General features: G+C 46.2%; 14 protein-coding genes. 13 read left to right on the top strand and 1 reads right to left on the bottom strand.

The window, feature by feature from the left end; genetic code table 11:
- The first annotated feature begins 640 nt into the window (after nt 1–640).
- The 3 genes from QZ209_RS02650 to QZ209_RS02640 all read left to right on the top strand — a co-directional run bounded on the left by QZ209_RS02650 (nt 641) and on the right by QZ209_RS02640 (nt 3,992).
- Nucleotides 641–1,768 carry a carotenoid 1,2-hydratase gene (locus tag QZ209_RS02650; RefSeq protein ID WP_294344449.1) on the top strand — a complete coding sequence of 376 codons (1,128 nt, stop codon included), beginning with the start codon at nt 641–643 and terminating at the stop codon, nt 1,766–1,768.
- Between the two features lie 345 nt (nt 1,769–2,113).
- Nucleotides 2,114–2,662 carry a Rieske 2Fe-2S domain-containing protein gene (locus QZ209_RS02645; RefSeq protein ID WP_294344448.1) on the top strand — a complete coding sequence of 183 codons (549 nt, stop codon included), beginning with the start codon at nt 2,114–2,116 and terminating at the stop codon, nt 2,660–2,662.
- A 34-nt stretch (nt 2,663–2,696) separates the two neighbouring features.
- A complete protein-coding gene (locus tag QZ209_RS02640; RefSeq protein ID WP_294344447.1) occupies nt 2,697–3,992 on the top strand; it encodes a cytochrome b N-terminal domain-containing protein in 1,296 nt (431 codons plus the stop codon).
- 176 nt (nt 3,993–4,168) lie between these two features.
- On the opposite strand, the gene QZ209_RS02635 is transcribed toward QZ209_RS02640, so the two are convergent.
- The gene (locus QZ209_RS02635; protein WP_294344445.1) at nt 4,169–7,702 is read right to left on the bottom strand and encodes an alpha-amylase family glycosyl hydrolase; all 3,534 of its coding nucleotides are present in this window, start codon (nt 7,700–7,702) and stop codon (nt 4,169–4,171) included.
- Nucleotides 7,703–8,089: 387 nt separating this feature from the next.
- On the opposite strand from QZ209_RS02635, the gene QZ209_RS02630 reads away from it, so the two are divergent.
- From QZ209_RS02630 to QZ209_RS12600, 10 genes are all read left to right on the top strand, one after another.
- Nucleotides 8,090–8,635, top strand: coding sequence for a hypothetical protein (locus QZ209_RS02630; RefSeq protein WP_294344444.1), 546 nt, complete (start codon nt 8,090–8,092; stop codon nt 8,633–8,635).
- A 67-nt stretch (nt 8,636–8,702) separates the two neighbouring features.
- The gene (locus tag QZ209_RS02625; RefSeq protein WP_294344443.1) at nt 8,703–9,251 is read left to right on the top strand and encodes a hypothetical protein; all 549 of its coding nucleotides are present in this window, start codon (nt 8,703–8,705) and stop codon (nt 9,249–9,251) included.
- 99 nt (nt 9,252–9,350) lie between these two features.
- On the top strand, nt 9,351–10,256 hold the full coding sequence (locus QZ209_RS02620) for a hypothetical protein (protein WP_294344442.1): 906 nt from the start codon (nt 9,351–9,353) through the stop codon (nt 10,254–10,256).
- Nucleotides 10,257–10,731: 475 nt separating this feature from the next.
- Nucleotides 10,732–11,310: a hypothetical protein gene (locus tag QZ209_RS02615; protein WP_294344441.1), complete on the top strand. Its 579-nt coding sequence runs from the start codon at nt 10,732–10,734 to the stop codon at nt 11,308–11,310.
- 379 nt (nt 11,311–11,689) lie between these two features.
- Nucleotides 11,690–14,089: a polysaccharide biosynthesis tyrosine autokinase gene (locus QZ209_RS02610; protein ID WP_294344440.1), complete on the top strand. Its 2,400-nt coding sequence runs from the start codon at nt 11,690–11,692 to the stop codon at nt 14,087–14,089.
- Nucleotides 14,090–14,217: 128 nt separating this feature from the next.
- On the top strand, nt 14,218–14,589 hold the full coding sequence (locus tag QZ209_RS02605; RefSeq protein WP_294344439.1) for a GxxExxY protein: 372 nt from the start codon (nt 14,218–14,220) through the stop codon (nt 14,587–14,589).
- A 276-nt stretch (nt 14,590–14,865) separates the two neighbouring features.
- The gene (locus QZ209_RS02600) at nt 14,866–15,639 is read left to right on the top strand and encodes a hypothetical protein (RefSeq protein ID WP_294344437.1); all 774 of its coding nucleotides are present in this window, start codon (nt 14,866–14,868) and stop codon (nt 15,637–15,639) included.
- 84 nt (nt 15,640–15,723) lie between these two features.
- Nucleotides 15,724–16,089 (top strand): hypothetical protein, encoded by a 366-nt coding sequence (locus QZ209_RS02595; protein ID WP_294344435.1) that lies wholly within the window; start codon nt 15,724–15,726, stop codon nt 16,087–16,089.
- A gap of 683 nt (nt 16,090–16,772) precedes the next feature.
- Complete coding sequence (locus QZ209_RS02590; protein WP_294344433.1) at nt 16,773–17,954, top strand: MraY family glycosyltransferase; 1,182 nt, start codon at nt 16,773–16,775, stop codon at nt 17,952–17,954.
- Between the two features lie 903 nt (nt 17,955–18,857).
- Complete coding sequence (locus QZ209_RS12600; protein WP_366515733.1) at nt 18,858–19,076, top strand: transposase; 219 nt, start codon at nt 18,858–18,860, stop codon at nt 19,074–19,076.
- Nucleotides 19,077–19,217: the final 141 nt, after the last annotated feature.

Below are 19,217 nucleotides of genomic sequence, written 5' to 3'. Positions count from 1 at the left end.
GGCGACGATATTTCATCTTCCGGAAACAAAAGTAGCGCTGATGAACCCCTGGATAGAGTTGCTAACCGCACTCGACCTGACGGCATTCGGTTTTTATTTTGGTTCACGAGGTATCGAAAAAGCTGTACAGATGATCGGCAATGCATTGAGTAAGACAAAACAATCGTCGGTATAGGCTATTATGAGGGTAAAGGAAAAAAATATTATAATAATAAGGCTTCAGAATAGAGAGAATAGAGGTCAAGAAAAAAGGATGGGTATATAATTAGGTATATGTTTTTGCTTGTGTCCTTGTGAATTGCTTTGATGGCAAGCTTTATGATTCCCTCTCTGTCCACCAGGCAATTTTAGCTGATACTCGTATCGGTTGGAACCGCATCCTTTTCATATCTTCTTTTTTTTCAGCACAATACAATACTGGTAAAGCAGACTGGTTAAATTCTCCATGTTTTTCCAATCCTGAATTTGAACCATTGTTCGCGCTTTCTTGCGAATCGGGATTACAAATTGTGCGTATTTTTTGTTTTGTTCAATACAGATAAGTATACTTTCGACCCATGATCCCCATGGCTGCCAGAGCAACACGGTATTCAGGCTGTAAACAAGGTAGTCGGTACAATTTGAAACGCTCAATCCAGGTATGAATATTTCCACGGAATTAGATCGGGATATCTGGCATAATCTTCAGGAACCCGGTTCTTATGAGTGGTGGTATTTCGATGCCGAAGACCGGGAGCAAGGCCTTTCGGTTGTTTGTATCTGGTTTGCCGGCTTTGCTTTTTCGCCCTATTACATGGATCACTATCTGAACTGGAGAAAAACCGGTTCGGATCCACCAAAGGCACTCGATTACGCAGCGTTCAGTTTTCAGGTCTATGAAAACGGGCGCGAGTCGGTAAATTTTATCAAGGAAGGGCACGCTTCGCTTTTTGAGAGCTCTGGAAACGATATAGTGGGAAGATTTGAGGATAATCGTTTTTATTATGACACGCTCAAGGAGGCTTATGTTCTCGAGATAGCGTTTGATTTTCCTGCAAGACGCCAGAAAGTTACGGCTGAACTGATTTTTTCTGTCAGACATAACTACTCGTACCGGAAAAGTGATGCGAACAATAACGGAAAAGTGCCGCATCATGAATGGTTGCTTACCCTTCCGAGAGCGGATGTTTCCGGTTCTCTGACTCTGGAAGATACCCTTAAAAAAAAGAGCCGTACAATGACTATTCGTGGGCAGGGGTACCATGACCATAATCTCGGGCTTATGCCCATGCACGAGTATATCAATACATGGTACTGGGGGCGTGCTTTTTCAGATACGTACGATCTTATCTACTATGTGATTTTTTTCAAAAACTCTGGATACAAACCCCTCGCTCTCTGTATGCTGCGGGATAATGTTACCAGCGAGCTAACGGTACATGATGGGCTCGGTGTCGAGACATCCGGGTTACGACGGGGTCTGTTCGCTCCACTTTACAGCCGGAACCTGAGGTTTTCCCGCGAAAATTTCTTTATGGATATCGAGCAGAAGCAGGTGCTTGATTCAGGTCCTTTTTATCTGCGCTATGGTTCCGATATTGTTTTTCATAAAGATGGTCGAGGTCCTGTCGAGCTCAGAGGGATATCTGAATTTCTCAATCCCGGACGCCTCAAATTTCCTGTACTGAGATTTTTTACCCGTTGCAGAGTCTGGCGGCATGGGGTCGGTTCTCGGATGTACGATAGCTATAATTTTTTTAAGACTTGTTGGGATTGGTTTAAACGCTAAAAATAGTTAAATTCGTCCTCGTTTCCATTAGGTTGGGCTTTTTCCGTATGGCTTTATGTGCGTAACAGAAAAAAGCGATTGCCGATTAGCCCGGCAAATCGAAACCTCGAACGACGAGAGTCTTTCTATGGGTTTTTCGCCTCTTTTGCTTGTACCTAATGGGGTTTGAGAAATTTTGCATCGAACATGGCGCATAACAAGGTTGCTCCTGCATTCGTTATGCTTGTCAGTCATGTGCTGATATGTTCAGAGAAAGGGAGTATGTTTGCATACTAATACAAGGGTATCCTTTTGGGAATTATTTTTCAAGGTGCCTGTAAGTCATAAAAAAGGAGATAGATAGTAATGGCTGAAAACAGTAATTTCAAAAGCCCCAAAAGGCTGAGTTCGCTTCAGGGCGGTCCTTCCGATCAATCTTCCGGAGCTGTTCCTGGTGAGAAAACAAGGGACGCTTCACTTGAAGGAATCGATTTCGAACGCCGCAATTTTCTTGGCAAGGCTGTTGGCGGAATCGGGGCTGTTGTAGCGGCAGGAACTCTTTATCCTGTTGTAAAATATATTACACCGCCGGCAGAAAAAGAAGTCAAGGATGTAGACGAAAAAGTTGTTGGAAAAGCTTCCGAAGTGCCGCCGGATTCCGGAAAGATTTATCAGTTCAACAAGGATAAAGTCATCGTTGTCAATAATGGCGGTCAGCTGACAGCTTGCAGCGCCGTCTGTACACATCTCGGTTGTCTTGTACAGTGGAAAGAGGATGAAGAACTCATCTATTGTGCCTGTCATGGTGCCCGTTACGAACAGGATGGTAAAATCATCTCCGGCCCGCAGCCTTTGCCTTTGGCTCCTTACAATGTCAGGGTAGATGGTGATGATCTGGTAATTTCAAAAGCATAATTTAACTACTTGAACAACAAGGGAGTCAAGAAATATGGCTGAAGAAAACAACAATAAGCAAACGGCGGCATCGAAACCGTCTCCGGCAGGCAAGCCAAAACCGCCGGCTGCCAAACCGTCAGTCCCAGGCAAAGCAAAGCCGCCAGCGGCAAAAGCCGGTGCTCCTGCACAATCAAAGCCTGCTCCAGCGAAAGTAAGCCCATCGAAAAAAGGTGTCTACAAACCTGCGGAAGTCAGAGCCGAAGCTAACCCTTTCAAAGACAGTAAGACCGGTGCCGGTACAAGCTGGTTTCAGGAACGTTTCAATGTGTTGGGTCCGATTATCGATTACATGAAGAAAAAAGAGGTTCCGCAACACCGCCTTTCGATTTGGTATTATTTCGGCGGTTTGACACTATTCTTCTTTGCCATTCAGATCATCACCGGGCTTCTTTTGCTTCTCTACTATCGCCCAACCGAAGCGGAAGCATTTGCACGTTTCGTATACATCCAGACCGAAGTTCCATACGGCTGGCTCATTCGCCAGGTACATGCGTGGTCGGCCAACCTCATGGTGCTCATGGCATTTATCCATATGTTCAGCACCTTTTTCATGAAAGCCTATCGTAAACCCCGTGAACTCATGTGGGTCAGTGGGTTTGTGCTTCTGGTGCTCACCCTGGGTTTCGGATTTACCGGTTACCTGCTTCCATGGAACGAACTTGCCTACTTCGCGACACAGATCGGTACGGAAGTGCCGAAAGTTGCTCCAGGCGGAGAGTTCATCGTTCAGCTCCTTCGCGGTGGCGAAGAAGTCGGTGCTGAAACGCTTACCCGCATGTTTGCCATGCATGTCGTGTTGCTGCCAGGTCTTGTCATGCTTTTCCTTACAGGACATCTCATGCTCGTTCAGGTACTCGGCGCTTCTACTCCTATAGGCTACAAGGAAGCTGGACTTGTCAAAGGTTACGAAAAGTTTTTCCCGACCTTCATCGCTAAAGACGGGATCGCCTGGATGCTGGGTTTTGCTCTCCTGATTTACCTTGCTGTTATATTCCCTTGGGAAATTGGTGTGAAAGCCGATCCTCTTGCTGCAGCACCTGATGGAATCAAGCCCGAATGGTATTTCTGGGCCCAGTTCCAGCTGCTCAAAGATTTCAAATTTGAAGGTGGCGAACTGCTTGCCATTATTCTCTTCACGGTTGTCGCAATAGTCTGGGCGCTGGTGCCATTCATGGATAAAAAGGCGGCAAGAGAGGAGAAAAGCCCACTTTTCACCTTTTTGGGATTGATCGTACTCGCTTCACTGCTTATCGGAACATACAGGGTTTACCTGGAATACGGCTGGTAGGAATCAAATTGGCATAAATACAAAAAAGCGCCCGGCAACCCCGGGCGTTTTTCGTTTTCAACATCCCCGTGTCAAGCCCGAGGATGACGGAGGAGAGAGAAGTCATGCTGCCCCGTGAAATAGGTATTCGGCATTCGCACAGGAGCATCAGAGTAACCAAGGCTTTTCCGATGATCCTATCGTTGGCTAACAATGGCGTTCTTTAAAAACGTCTCGGCTTCATATCCGGCAATGAAGGCGTTTTCTTTTATTTTTTCAAGGGCTTCGATCCAGATGTCCACTTCTTTTATTGCGATACCCGGTTTCTGCTTTTTCGTTTGTTGGGCATGAAGCATGGTAACCGCGAAGATCCAGGAGGTGAGCAAATCGAATCGCGACGCACTGAACCAGCGTTTGTTGTGTTTTGTCTGAATGGACAGAAAGGTTTCGGCATTCGATATGCCGTTTTCCGCAAGAAAAGGACCGAGTTTTTCAAAAAGATATCTTTCGGGATTCTGTACAGACGTTTTTGGCATTTTTATTGTAAGAAGGCAGATGAACAGATCGACCAACTGTTGAACCGGGGTGTTTTTCAGCCGGACATTTTCCTGGAAAGCTCGTGTCAATGGCTCTGCAAGCAACAAATCCTCGATTACTCCCTGTTGTAACATACCGTTTTGCTCAAAAAGCTGTTCGATAGCCTCTACCGTTATCCATATCAGTACAAAATGGCTGAAACCGTTTTTCCGTGAACCTTCTATTCCGAGGCTTTTTCTCAGTTCTGCCGGGATGCAGGAGCCGGTTTGGAGTATGGATGCCAGTGTGGAGGCTTGATCGAAAAAGTCGTATCCACGGGCAACAGCATTTTCAGGGACTGTTACCGGTGTATCAGTCAGGTTTGTGTATTCTTCTGCAACAAAGTCAAGGAGAGCGGAGAGGGGCTCTTCGAGCGAGGTCCGTTGTTTTTCCGTAAGGGAAGTTTCAGCGAGCAGCAGGTCGAGACTTTTCTGAGAGCAAAAGCCGGTTACTCGATTGTGAATCGGTGCAAGGCTCATTGTAAGTACAGCCTTGTCGATGGATGGTAGACCTCGTCCATCCAGATCGCTGTGTAGTCGGTCGTAAGGCATCAGTTTCGATGGACGGACTTCCCTGAAATCCAGAAAGACGTTGTACTGATAGCCTCCCAGAACAATGTACAGTCCGTGTTCACGCAGCTCTCGAATTTGCCGGATAAACTCGATGTTTGAAACATGGTCCCGGAAAACAACATATGCCGTATCGTCCTGGCTCAGCGCGAGTCCATCGCATAAAGAGCGTTGTTCGATACCATTTGCTGTTTTAAAGCCAACCGAAGTTGTAACATAACCGGTGGCTTGTTCCCAAGCGTTGTTGTATGCTACAAGCGCAAGCTCATTTCCCTGTCGGTTAGAGTAGCAGAAGACGTTCTCGTTGACATGACCTTCCGGGTTGTAGACATCGTAGAGAAAAAAGTTTTCCGCTCCGGCAAAAAGTGCACGCTTTTTGAGGAGAGGAAAAATCTCCCGTTCATGTCTTGTAATCAGTTCCTCGTCAGGATGCTCTTCAAGGTACGCGCGGGCGTATTCCATTCCGTATTTTTCACTGAATCCTTCAATTTGCCCATGGCCGAACATCGGTAATCCGGGCATGGTGGCCATCATTGCACATACTCCAAAATATTTATCTCCTTTACCGAACTGCTCGATCGCCGTATCCTCATCCGGGTTATTCATGAAATTCACATATCGCTGCAGAATTCCGGCATCAAATTCCAGAGTGTTTTTTATCAGGTACCGGTATCCGGCATTGTCCTCTTTCTTCAGCATATGCATGAACGCACTGTTGTACACCCTGTGCATGCCGAGCGTACGGACAAAAAATCCCTCGAGCATCCAGAACGCTTCCGCGAGCAGGAGCGTATCGGGAGCTTCGGCATGAATACGGTCAACCACTTCACGCCAAAATTCCTCGGGGATGAGCTTGTTGAACTCTTCCATGCTCATTGCATAAGCGCTTCGAGATGGAATGCCGGCGTTGTGATCCGGCTGAGGGTACCATAAACGTTGGATATGTCGTTTAACCAGAACCATTGCCGCATCGAAGCGGATAACCGGAAACATCTTTGCGACATGGAGAATCTGCTGGATAACCGCTTCGCGCACCTCGGAGTTCAGGAAGTTGAGCTGCGCCGTATCGTTCCATGGCATTGTGGTGCCGTCGTTCCCATGATAGACATATCTGGTCTCGCCATTCTGGTAGTCTACCCGCTTGAAGGTAACAGCAGCATCGGAGCGGTCCCAGTAGCCATCTTCGATAAAGATGCCGAAACGGGAATCGGTGCTGAGATTCGGGCCGTTATAGGAGTAGGAAGGGTAAGGAGGGTCGATAGCGTTGATGAACCATTCCGGTTTATCCTTTACCAGAGAGGAGTCCAGACCGGTGTGGTTGGGTACCATGTCGCTTGCAAGCCGTATGCCTCGCTGCAAGGTTCTGTGGCGAAGGTTCAGATACCCTTCGTAACCGCCGAGCTCATCGGCGATTGTATAGCTCTCGAGTGCATATGCAGAGGATTTGGCTTCAGGATTACCATGAAGCTGCTTGATTTTCTGCGAGGCGGGGCTTCTTTCCCAAAGGCCGATGAGCCAGAGTGCTGTAAACCCGCGCTCTGCAAGAGAGTCGAGTTCCTTATCGGGGATGTCTTGCAGCCGGTGTATTGGGCGGCGATAGGTATTACTCAACTGGTCCAGCCACACGAAGGTGCTTTTTGCAAGCATGACAACTTCGGGCATCCATGAAGAATCAACAGAATAGTTTTCAGGCTCGTCTTCAAGGTCGGTGAACGAAGGGGCATGTGCCTGTTTTTCAAAAAAACCACCATGATTCGCATGGTTTTCCTGACCGGTTTTTTCAAAGAACAGCCATGCATCTTCATCCTGAATAAGCGTGATGCTGTTGTCGAGCATATCGAGCAATGGTGTTCCATCGAGGAATTCTCCCCAGTGCATCTTTATATAGCGTAACTGTTCAAGCAGGGAGTTTGGTGCATGGCGTATCGGTCTTGTCAACAGCTCCGCCGGATCGATATTTTCAGGGCCAACAGGGCCTATTTCTTTGAGAGAGTGGAGAAACGTGTTCACGACTGTGCGGTATGACGGCTCGTTTCGGAGTGTATCGTCGGTTAACAGGAATCCGAACTGGTCAAGTGCCGGATTTTGATTCTGGAGCCATACAAAAAGTGATTCTTCCAGAACGGTCTGGCGGTTGGATGTCGATACAAGAAACTCCTGGCTCGTTTGATAGCCTCTGAATACACTCGAGGGGGGGAACTGCGAGATGAATGCGTCCAGGTAGTCCGAAAAACCTTTTTCCTCGAGTTCCTGCAGCGTAAAAGCTTCGATTTTACCCAGAAATGCCGGGTTTCGCTGCACGACCAGGCGGCTCATTATAAGATGAGCCGCTGCATGGAGGAGTTTCATACCATGAAACTGAGCGGGGAGTAACTGCTTCGCCGTGTCGCCAAAGCGTTGTTTCATGCGGCGATTGATGTTCTTCGTTTGCAATTCAGCCTGTTCAAGGGCGGATTGACGGTTGGACGGAAGGTCGGGGAGCCAGCTTTCAGAAAGATCGAGCTCGACAAGAGCTTGACGGGTAATATAAAAATGTTCCTTCTGCAATGGATTGCTGATGGAGGAGTGATTGTTCTGGTTTGTCATGGAAAGTGAAAAAATATACTTGTGCCATCCGGCAAATTATCATGTGCCTGTGAAATCAATGTCTAAGGTACGCATTTTCCTTGAAAGGATATTGAGTGAATAGGGGGCAGGTGGCCAGCGAAGAAGCTATTTCCCGACTTGTTAAGTACTCGGTAGCGATTGTCTTATGCTGTGAACAATTGGTAATCACTGCTCGGCTTTTTTGTTTTTTCGGTAATTGTTTCAGCAGTGTGAAATTTAGTCCTGTATTATTACATCTTAACGATTGTTTTTTTGTTTTGTGATGTTTTTATAAATTAACTATGACGATTCAATAAAATTTATCGTTCTTTCTCCCTTATTACATCATTCAATTGCAGTGCAAAACAACCTAACAGGAGGAATTTTATGAAAAAAATCATTTCACTTCTGGCAGCCGTTGCATTATTCGGTATGGGATCAGTCGCCATGGCTGATCTTCCACAGCACAATGGCGTAGATCCTACCAGCGGTGTTGTCGGTGGTTTTTATGCATTCACCACTATCGAAGATCAGTGTGTTGAATACGGTGAAGACCTAGGGGGCGGTATTTATGGTGATTTCTTTATGGAGGCATATAGTGGAGCCGATGATGTTGTCGGCGCCAATCAGGATGTTGGATCGGGCGCAGTTCTTTTTGGAGAAGCAGATCTTGATCTTGACGGAGTTGAAGATGAAGCGGCCTGCCCGGGTTGTGCTCCATGTGATGACGTTACCGGTATGGTCGGTGGTGCTTTGAGTGCGGATCTCAGTGGCGCAGCGCTTGCAGGCTACGGTGAAGATACTGCATGGGCCAGTACCAGTGCGTTGTCAATTGTGACCGGAAGCGGTGATACTAATGGACAAGCTGGTATAGGTGGTTACTCGAGTGCTTCCAATGGTTTTGTTGGTGCATGGTCTGGTAGTGGATTTTAGTTTCAATTCTTTTGAAAAAATGGGCTGAAGGCGTTCTCTTCGGTCTTAAAAAAACAGGAGAAATTTCATGAAAAAAATCATTTCACTTCTGGCAGCCGTTGCACTATTCGGCATGGGATCGGTCGCTATGGCTGATCTTCCACAGTATAATGGCGTCGATGCTACTAGCGGTGTGGTAGGTGGCTTTTATGCATTCACCACCATCGAAGATCAGTGTGTCGAATACGGTGAAGACATGTTACAAGGCAGCATCGAAGGTGATTTCAATATGGAGGCATATAGTGATGCCGATTATGTTGTCGGCGCCAATCAGTGGGTTGGATCAGGTTCTGGGCTTTATGGCGGAGCAGATCTTGATCTTGACGGAGTTGAAGATGAGGGTGCCTGCCCGGGTTGTGCTCCGTGTGATGATGTTACCGGTATGGTGGGAGGTGCTTTGAGTGCTGATCTCAGCGGTGCATCGTTTGCCGGCTACGGCGAAGATACGGCATGGGCAAGTACCAACACGTTGTCTATTGTAACCGGAAGCGGCGATACTAACGGAGGCGCTGGTATAGGCGGTTACTCGAGTGCTTCCAATGGTTTTGTCGGAGCATGGTCAGGCGGTTTTGATTGACGTTAACTCTGTCAACAGAGAAAGAAATGCAAGACTGGAAAATAGCTCCGGTCTTGCATATGCTTTTATTAAAACAACAACATTAGATATAGATGCACGATGAAAAAAGGACTACAGGTAACCTTTGTGCTCGTTTTGTTTTTTTCGGCAACTACCGGCCTGGCAGATACAACTATCGATAACCAGGCTGTTTCTCAGTCTCAGTCTACAAGTGTCGCTGAAAACAACAATGGTGGTGATGGTGGAGAAGGCGGGGCTGCGTCGGCGTCTATCAGTTTTAAAGGGTCGTCGTCATCACCAGCTCCTTATATGCCAGGGACTGTAACCGGTCCTGTAGGGCTGCCCAGTCTTTTCAATTTAATCGGACGGCCAGCTCAGTTGACCGGACTTGCCTTGCAATCGAAGCATTTTTTCGCTCCGACATGTCATCGCGTTGAAACGGGTGAAAGTGGTGGTACCAAAATTGTGTATACCGGTGCAAAACCCGCTTCGAGAAAAGAGATAAAAGAGCGCGATGTTTATTTTGATTTTTCCGGTGTCGGTCAGGGAGAACTTGTTGGTTCGATTACGATCCAGAGTAAAAAAACAAAAGCGGATGAGGTTGATTTGCACACACTGATCTTCGATGCGACTCAGTTTGCAGCAGGGATCAAGGAGTTGAGAGGGTATGACATTACACTGCTGTCCATTCCTCAGGCAATTTCATGGGGAGTAGGTGTTGACGCCAAAGGTGACGGCCTTTCCATATCTCCTGTATTGTCAAGTTTACTTAACGGTCCTTCAGGTGTGTTGACAGGGCTTGCTTCAGGATTTTCACAAACAGGCGGTGTGTCAGTGCCGACTGGTATTGTGGGTTGCACGTTTCTTGTTCTGATCGATAATGAAAAAACACAAACCATTGACATTCGTCATGCATATGTAAACAACGGCAACGGTAACGGTAAAGAAAACGGTAGTGGAAATGGTAAGAAACTGGAGGCTATCGAGGCACAAGAGACGAAGTAAAGACGGTTAATTTCATTTGGTGGTATAATCACATCCTCGTGATTGTATTCTTTTTTGTTAGTTAACTTTATGCGATACTGATTATTTCAGATGCGTCGATTTTTCGACGCATCTTTGTTTTCCTTCATTTCTCGTTTTTCACAGCGGTGCTATCTGTAACACCTGTCTTGTTTTCCTCCATTAGTCCATCACTATTTTTCTCCTTTGTATTTGATTATGATTTCGTATTTTTAGCGAGGAGATGTTTTCCGTTTCCCCCCTTCCAGCGGAACGTTGAACATCGTCCCCCTTTGTCAGCTGAGCACTTTTTTTTCATTATTTCAGTACCGCTATGGGGCTGACGTGGCGGAGCTATGTATAAAGTTTCTTTTTTGTCGAAAAGCCGTATTTTTTATGTGGAAAAAGTATAACTTCTTTGCTGAAAAGACCTTCTTCCCTTGAACATAACTATTCATAGTAACCGGGGTACACTGTCATGAAAAAAACATTGAAACGTTTCATCGTCTTTGTTCTTGCTCTACAGGTTTTTGTTTCGCCGCTTGTAACGGTGTGCGCTTTGGCGCAGCAGCCTTACGGTTCGTCCGGTCTGTTATACTCATCACCTTCAAGGGGATACCAACAAAACAGTTACGGTCAGCAGCCACAAGTCATGCCGGGATATGGTATGCCGCAGGATACCTATTTCACCGACAGCATGGGTAATATACTCATGTACGTCAATGTCCTTGGCGAGGTATACAAGCCCGGTCAGCATATCGTTCGTCAGGATTCCGATATCTCGTCGGTGCTTTCGCTTGTAGGGGGGCCGAAGGAAGATGCAAATCTTGAAAAAGCCAAGCTACTCCGCCACAAGCCCGATGAAGACGGTAAACAGACGTATCCGATCAATCTCGAATCATATTTTGAAGAAGGCGACCGTTCAGGGTTTGTCGAGCTCAAGCCAAACGACACCATTGTCATTCCGGAGGACAAAGGCCTCGATACCAACATGGCGCTTCGTATCGCTGCTCTTATCGTTTCAGCGGCAAGTGTTGTCGCCATCGCGACAAGGTAGAGTGTTGGGGGATAGGTGGCAGGGATTTGGTTATATAGGTAATAGGGATTAGGGGAATAGGAGGTCTGGGTTTTGGGCCTGAATCGGCATTCATACAGATCAGCAAGGTTGCTCATGGATCCCCGGGTCGAGCCCGAGGATGACAAGAAGAGAATTGTCATATCGTTTTGTGAAGCAGACTTTCGGGTATTATGGGTGATGTGATGTACAATCTCCACGAAAGTCATACTGCACTCGATGCGGCATCCATGGTGACGTTCATTGGAAGATGGATCCCCGGGTCAAGCCCGAGGATGACAATTTTTATCTTCTACTTAGCACTTAGCACTTAGCACTTAGCACTTAGCACTTAGCACTTAAGATTAACATAATCCATTAAATGGCAGACAACGAAAATCAGTTAGAGCAAGAGATAAACATTCAGGAGCTGCTTCAGGTTCTCTGGAGTAATAGAATCCTGATCAGTGCGGTGACCGTTGTAGCTCTTGTGTTGGTGTTCTTGTTCCATTTCTCCGCAACTCCTGAATATCGCTCTACCTCTGTTGTGCTTATCAAGACTGACAAGGGTGGCGTAGGTGAGATGATAAATCCGTTCGAGTCGATGACTGGGTTCGAGCTCCAGAACGATATCGAACTGATCAAGTCGTTTCCGCTCGCTGAGGAAGTGGTAAGAGACCTTGCTTCTCAGAATGATCGTGATTCGTTGCAGCTGTTTGGAGAGCGGCATTATGTTTCTCCCATCGGTGTGTTGTTTAGCGGTTTGCGTTTCGGAGGGGGAGAAGATGAAGAAGTGGATTATGATCTGTTGATGCGCAAATACGCTAAAGTGTTACAAAAGCGGGTATCGGTGAGTAATGCCCGGGATACCGATATCCTGAAAGTATCGGTGTCGAGTCCCTTCCCCGATGAAGCTGCTCTGCTGACCAATGCGATCTGCAGGTCCTACATGCGTAAAGACATCGAATGGAATGCCGATCAGGCGATGTCGGTAAAAGAGTTTGTCAGTGAACAGCTGGCAAGTCAGCAGCGGGAGATCGCCGAAGTCGAAGATCAGTTGTCATCCTACATGAAACAGCAGAACATTTACGAGCTGACCGGCAACGCCGAAAAGCTGCTGGAAAAGCTGGTCGAGGCCGAATCCCGCTTCAATGATGCCCAGGCTGAATACAATATTCTTAAAAACCGCCAGGACTTTCTGATACAAAAACTCTCCGAAGAAGAAAAGGCCCTGAGTGCGAAAATTGCCAAGAACGTCGATCAGCAGTCAAAAGAACTTAAAAGCCGTATCAAGCAGGAAGAAAAAGCATTGATCGCCCTGGCAGGGGAATCAGGGGCGGAAAACAGCTCCTATATCGCTAAAAAACAGCAGCTCGATGTGCTCAAACAGCGGCTCCAGGAACTGACCCGAAACATGATCGCAGGAGAGTTGGCATTTACGAGCAAAGCTCGTCAATACCAGTTCGACCTGATTTCCGAACAGCTGCAAACCGATGTACGCCTTGCAGAGCTGAGCTATATAGCCCAGGAGTATCAGCGATCCAAGAACTATTATGAAAGCCAGCTGAACCGGCTTCCTCAGAAACAGCTCAACTATGCCCGTCTGCAGCGAGATCGCGAAGTACTCAACAACACGTATACCTTCCTTAAAGAAAAGTTGGAAGAGTCGCGTATCAAGATCGCCTCGGAGGTCGGTAAGGTGGTGATCGTTGGTGCAGCGTTTCCACCTGTCGATCCCGTAGCACCGGATTTAAAGAAAAATCTGTTGATCGGCCTTATACTTGGTTTTGGGCTTGGCGGGGCTATCGTCTTTGTGCGGGAAATGCTCGATCATTCCCTGAAGGACGATTCTTTTCTTGAAGATCATGGTTATACTCCGTTGGCGGCTATACCGAATGTTGGGAATGGAAATAGTAAAGGTTTGCAGGAAGCCGTGAAAGAATCATTGGAGCAGCTCTCCACTTATCTGCCAAAATATGGAGGCAACGGCAAGAATGGAAAGTATGCTAAAACCAACAGTCAAGGTAAGACCGTGCCGTCGACCCATGATCGGAAGCCGTTATTGATGGCTGATAGTTTATCGTCACCGTTTGCAGAGTCGTTTCGCGATCTGCGCACCAATATCGTGTTTTCTCAAACCGATGACCAACCGCTCAAGTCGATTCTTGTGACCGGAACAGAGATCAGCGAAGGTAAATCAACGGTTTGCGGGAATCTTGCTTATGCTTTTGCTCTTAACGGCAGTCGGGTGCTTCTCATCGATTGTGATTTGCGCCGTCCGAGCCAGCACCGGCTCTACAGCTGTAAGAAAGTCCCCGGACTGTCGGACTATCTAGCCGGGATGGAAGCTGACGTCGAGGCATTGATCCAGCCGACCATGCATGAGAAGCTCCATGTTCTGCCGGCTGGTAACAAGACGCCAAGTCCCAATGAGCTATTGGGCTCGAACAAGATGACCGAGCTGATCAAGCGATTAGAAGAAGAGTGGGATTATGTGATTCTCGATACACCGCCACTACTGTTACTCAGTGACACAACGCTTATATCACGTGCAGCTGACGGGATACTTATGGTTGTACGAATGGGTTACACCAACAAGAACCTGCTCAAGGAAGTGCAGAAACTCGATTACCTCAAACATCGGCTGCTCGGTGTTGCGATTGTCGGACCATCGGAAAAAATCGGCTACGGCAACTACGGCCGCTACTACGGCAGGTACGGATACAAAGGCTACTATAGCTACAAATCCTACAGCACCTATCTCGATGAGCAGAAGAATTAGTTTGGTCCACGAATTGGCACCAATTATCACGAATTGAAAAGATGAAGAATAGGTGATTTTTTTTGTGGCCAAGAAGAGGTTTGAGCAAGCGCGGGGTTACTGAAGAACAATAAGCTGTTCCCATATCGATGGGTTTACTATACAAAGATGAGGCATTTCAGATAATCGGTGCGGCTCAGGAAGTGCATAGACAGCTTGGTCATGGTTTTCTGGAATCAATTTATCAAGAAGCATTAGCAGTTGAATTTTCGTTGAGGAATATTCCTTACGAAAAGGAAAAGCCACTTCCGGTTTGCTACAAAAATCAGGTTCTCAATAAGTATTATCAGGCTGATTTTTATTGTTATGGAAAAATCATCGTTGAGCTTAAAGCTCTTGTTCAGATTACAAGTGACCATGAAGCACAAGTCCTCAATTACCTGAAAATCACAAAATCGAAGCTTGGTATTCTTATAAATTTCGGCCAGAAATCATTGGTTTTTCGGAGGCTATTATGGTAAATCGGTTTTTTAGTATGGTGTTAAAGTATAATTCTTGATGTAATCAGCTGCAAAGCTGATTACATCAGTTCGTGATAATTCGTGTTAATTAGTGGACTGTTAATGTTCCAAATGTGTTGAATCAATCAAGTTGGACGGTTGCTGACGGGTATCTACAGGAAATGGAACAACTAATGATGTCCATTCCCTATTACCCTATTATCTAATGCCCCCTAATACCCATTACCCATTCCTAATCAATCACTATCTATCTTCTAATCCTAAATACCAGAAACCATGAAAAGAATCCTGACCCTTGTTTTTGCGGCACTTGTTTGTTTGCCGGCAGTGTCCCATGCTGACGAGCCGAGCGGTATTCCATCGACTATTTTGCCGAACATTCATGGTAAATCTCTTACAACTCCCGTTGCCTGGGGTGCTGCCAATGGTGTTGTATTCGCCGGTGTCGGCGGTACGGTCAATGCTCCGTACAGAGATGAGGCCGATGGAGCTGCGGTGCTCGGTATCGGTGTCGGTGATCCGATCAAGAATCTCGGGGCCCAGATATCGTTTATTTCCCTTGACCTCGACGAATGGGAGGAGTATTCCATGAGTCTTCACCTCCATCATGATTTCGGCGGTGGAACGGCTGTCGGTGCAGGTATTGAAAATGTCATGCTCACTGATGGTGGGGATACGGGAGAGAGCTATTATGTCGTTGTCAGTCATGGTCTTCAGGGTGACATGTTCACAACCGAAACCGGATCTTCAAAACTTCACTTCAGTGTCGGCGTTGGTTCCGATCGTTTTGGCGAAAAGAGCGATGAAGATATTGCGGACGGGAAAGGCGATGACGGTACGTACGTTTTCGGCAATGTAGCCTATGAGCTGTTCAACGAGTTCAATGCCATCGTCGACTGGAACGGTATCAACCTCAACGCCGGTCTTTCGAAAACTTTCTGGGTCGATCGCTTTCCGGTTGCCATTACACTGGGTGCAGCTGACCTGACAGATAATTCCGGTGATGATGTACGGTTTATCTTTTCTGTAGGAACTGGTTTCAAAATCTGACCCTATATCAAGATTTTCTCTATCCTGATTGCTTTTGGTTTGGTACTGATAATTCGTGAACGTATAATCCTAAACTCAAATATCATGAAAAAGATATTCTTGCTTTGTTTTGCATTGCTTTTTGTTGCCATGAGCTTTTCTGTATCAACAATGAAAGCTCAAAGCAATAATTCCGATGGAGCTGTTATCGGTAATTTTTCCGATGCTGCGGCTGCAACAGCCCTTGAGGCAAGTTCTACAGCAGGGCAGTCCGCTGCCGGTGCTCCCGGACCTGAAGATGATGATGAGGAAGATAGAAGCAAGGAAAAGGGAGAACTTCTACAGAATGCCCCAAGCCAATCCGAAGATGGTGCATTCGGACCCTTGGATGATGGTGAATCTGCTGAAGGCGCAGGAGCGATGCCTGACGAAAATATCAGTTCACCTAATGGAATGGTTCCCAGAGGCTAAGTTTAACTGCTGTGCTCGAGTTTATTTTCCAGATTGATAAAAGAGATATAACAAGTATGACTCCTTTCTTTATGTCATTCTCTGGCAAGCGCAAAGAACAATCTGGGGATCAATCTTTTGCTTTCAGTGCCTATTGATATCGCATCAAGTGTGCGGTATGATTTCTCTCTCTTTTTGTCATCCTCGGGCTCGACCCGAGGATCCATCCTATGTCGAGAGTATTTAAGAATTCCGTATCGCCCTGTGAAATAAACAAAGAGTATTATTACAGGGAAGTATCACATTTTGATGATTGCCGTTATGTGTGTCACTGGCATAAGATGCTATCTGTTCACTATTTCGTGACAGAGTTTTCTGTCATTAATTCCATGAGAAATGCTACATTGCAGTGCATGAACATACTCCATACCCCACTTCAGAATATAACGCATGAAGCATTGTGACTGAAGAATGTGGTGCTGTTGTTCATCGTGCCGGTCAATCCCCTTTCAACTCGTAATACCGGTACTTTTTTTACAAAAATTATACGCAAATTTCTTAGATCTTTTTATTTAATTTCTTATAATGTACGCTCGTAAAGATGCTGTTTTATTCTTAATGTGTAATCATAGAGTGTAACTGAAAGTAGCGAAGCTTTTGGATAGTTTCTCTTCCCCCACTAACACATTATAACGGAGAAAATCATGTCTCCTTTTTATCTGATTCCGGTCCCGCTGTTCGCTCTTCTTTCCTTCGAAGTTTTATCCGCAAAAACAACTGCCGAAGAGGCAGCCCTCACGATCCCATTCACACACTATACAGGTGTTTACCTTGTTGCGCTGGCAGTATCCTACGTGATGATCATGTTTCTTGCGTCACATGCAGAAAAGCTCGGGTTTATCGACCATCCTGACGGCAAGCGTAAAATTCATACCGTTGCAAAACCTCTCATTGGCGGTATCGGCATTATAACAGGGGCACTTATCGCGATGCTGCTGTTTACGCCGCTCTGGCAGAACATAGGGTTGATCATTGCCGTGCTCATGATAGTTGTCATGGGGGCAATTGACGATAGGCATGATGTCAGTTTCAAAATCCGTTTCATGGTACAGACCGGGGCGACGGTCTCTATCATGTACTTTAGTGGCACTGTTCTTCACTCATTCGGCGATCTTATGGGTTGGGGAGTAATTCGGACAGGTTTTCTCGCTGTCCCTGTAACCATATTCTGCATTATAGGGGTGATCAATGCCGTCAACATGACCGATGGTCTCGATGGATTGGCTGGTGGATCCTCACTGGTGGCTTTCATCGCTTTCGGAATGCTCGCCTGGCTGAACAATCAGCCAGAGCTTACCTTTATCAGTGTCGCTTTTGTCGGCGGGCTTGCGGCATTTCTGCGTTTCAATTGGCATCCGTCAAAGCTTTTCATGGGTGATGCCGGAAGTATGAGTCTGGGGTTCGTCCTCGCGTTTTTTGCCATAGAAGTGACTCAAAAGGCAGGAGGTGTTGTTTCTCCGGCTGCAGCACTGTTAGTGTTGGCGCTGCCGGTTACCGACACCATTACCGTCATGGTCAAGCGAGTACTGAAAGGGCAGAGCCCTTTTTATCCGGACAAAACCCATCTGCATCACATCATCAAAGCAATGGGCTTCAATCATCGCAAAGTAGTTATAGTGATCATAGCTGCAACGGCAATTTCATCGAGCGTTGCCGTTCTCGGAACTCTCATGCACTTTCCCGATTATGTCTTATTCACGATCTACCTTTTTTGCTTCACCCTATACTTTGCTGCATCCTACAAACTCAGAGCAATCTACAGGCTCCTCATCTGGCTCAGACAGCAGCGAGTATTTAATATTGAGTTGGGGGATGTTCTGCGATAGTAGAACGGTGCTTAGTTCTCAGTTCTTGGTCCTTAGTAAGGGATTGTAGAGGGGTGTGCTAGATTGAATAAGAGTGCTAAACGTTATTACTATCAGCTATTGCCTGAAATGACACTAACGCACATAGGGTAAAAACTCGAAACGTTGTAGGGCATGATTGGGTGTTTGAGGAAAAGTTATATGACTCTTCAGTTAGTCTGCTCATTGCTTAGCTTTAATATATTTTGCTCTTCGCAGAATTTAGTGGAAAGCGGTAGAAAAAGTTAGCTTATTGGTATTGATCCGTGGTGAAGCAGAACCCTTTTCTGATCATGCAAAGCTTGGCTCCTCATTACCAACAACCCTTAGGTATACAGCAATATGGGACGTAAATGACGAGGCCCTCCTGATGAGCAGCAAAACGGTAGAGATGCGTCTTGAGTACATCGGCAAAAAAGCGCACTGTCCCGAATGGGGGAACTTCTGTACAATCTATGACCATGCTCCTGAACAAAATGGAGGCATCTTGATACGATGCAGTTTGAGACGGTTCTCATAGGTCATACAGTATATTACGATGTTCAATGACCTTCATGAAGGCCGTGTTCGTGATGTTGTTGAGGCCCAGCCCAAGATAACAGAAAAGCTTTTAGAAACGTTGACGGCACCTTGTATAGGAGCATGCAGTTAGTCTTTCTTGACATGTGGAAGCCGGTTTACCAAAACAACGTTGAAATTGTTGTCGCATGTCTATATTGTCTACGATCAGTTTCATATCAATAAGTATTTGAGTGAAGTAGTCGATAAAATATGCTATTAGGAATCCCATATTGGTCGGCCAAGAAGAAGACCGAGCATTGATCAACTCGAGGTTCAGTTGGTTGCGCAATCCAGAAAATATGACGGTAGTACAACGAAAGCGCTTTGCATCAATTGATGGCCTGTGAACTCAAAACGGGAGAAGTGTGGTCGCTCAAGAACATGTTGAGGATCATGTGGAAATTCACGTCACGAGACAGTGTCAAGGTATTTTTCGACTACTGGAGTCAGATAGTAGAACGATCAGGGTTACCGCCAATAATCAGAGTGAAAGAGCTCCTTGAACGGCACCGGAACAATATTCAGAATTATTTCAAGCCCTGAATCATCAATGCGATGTCCAAAGGAGGTGAATAGCAAGATTTAACTCTACAAAGCCGTGGTAAAAGATTTCATGGTTTCAGCAGTTACCGGACAAGAATCTGTTTAATTGTGGGAAATTTAACATGGCTATCGGGTAAGGCG

The organism is Prosthecochloris sp., from assembly GCA_015482705.2.
Classification (GTDB): Bacteria; Bacteroidota; Chlorobiia; order Chlorobiales; family Chlorobiaceae; genus Prosthecochloris.
The sequence above is the reverse complement of the archived record's forward strand: the minus strand, read 5'-3'. Positions and strand labels throughout refer to the sequence as shown.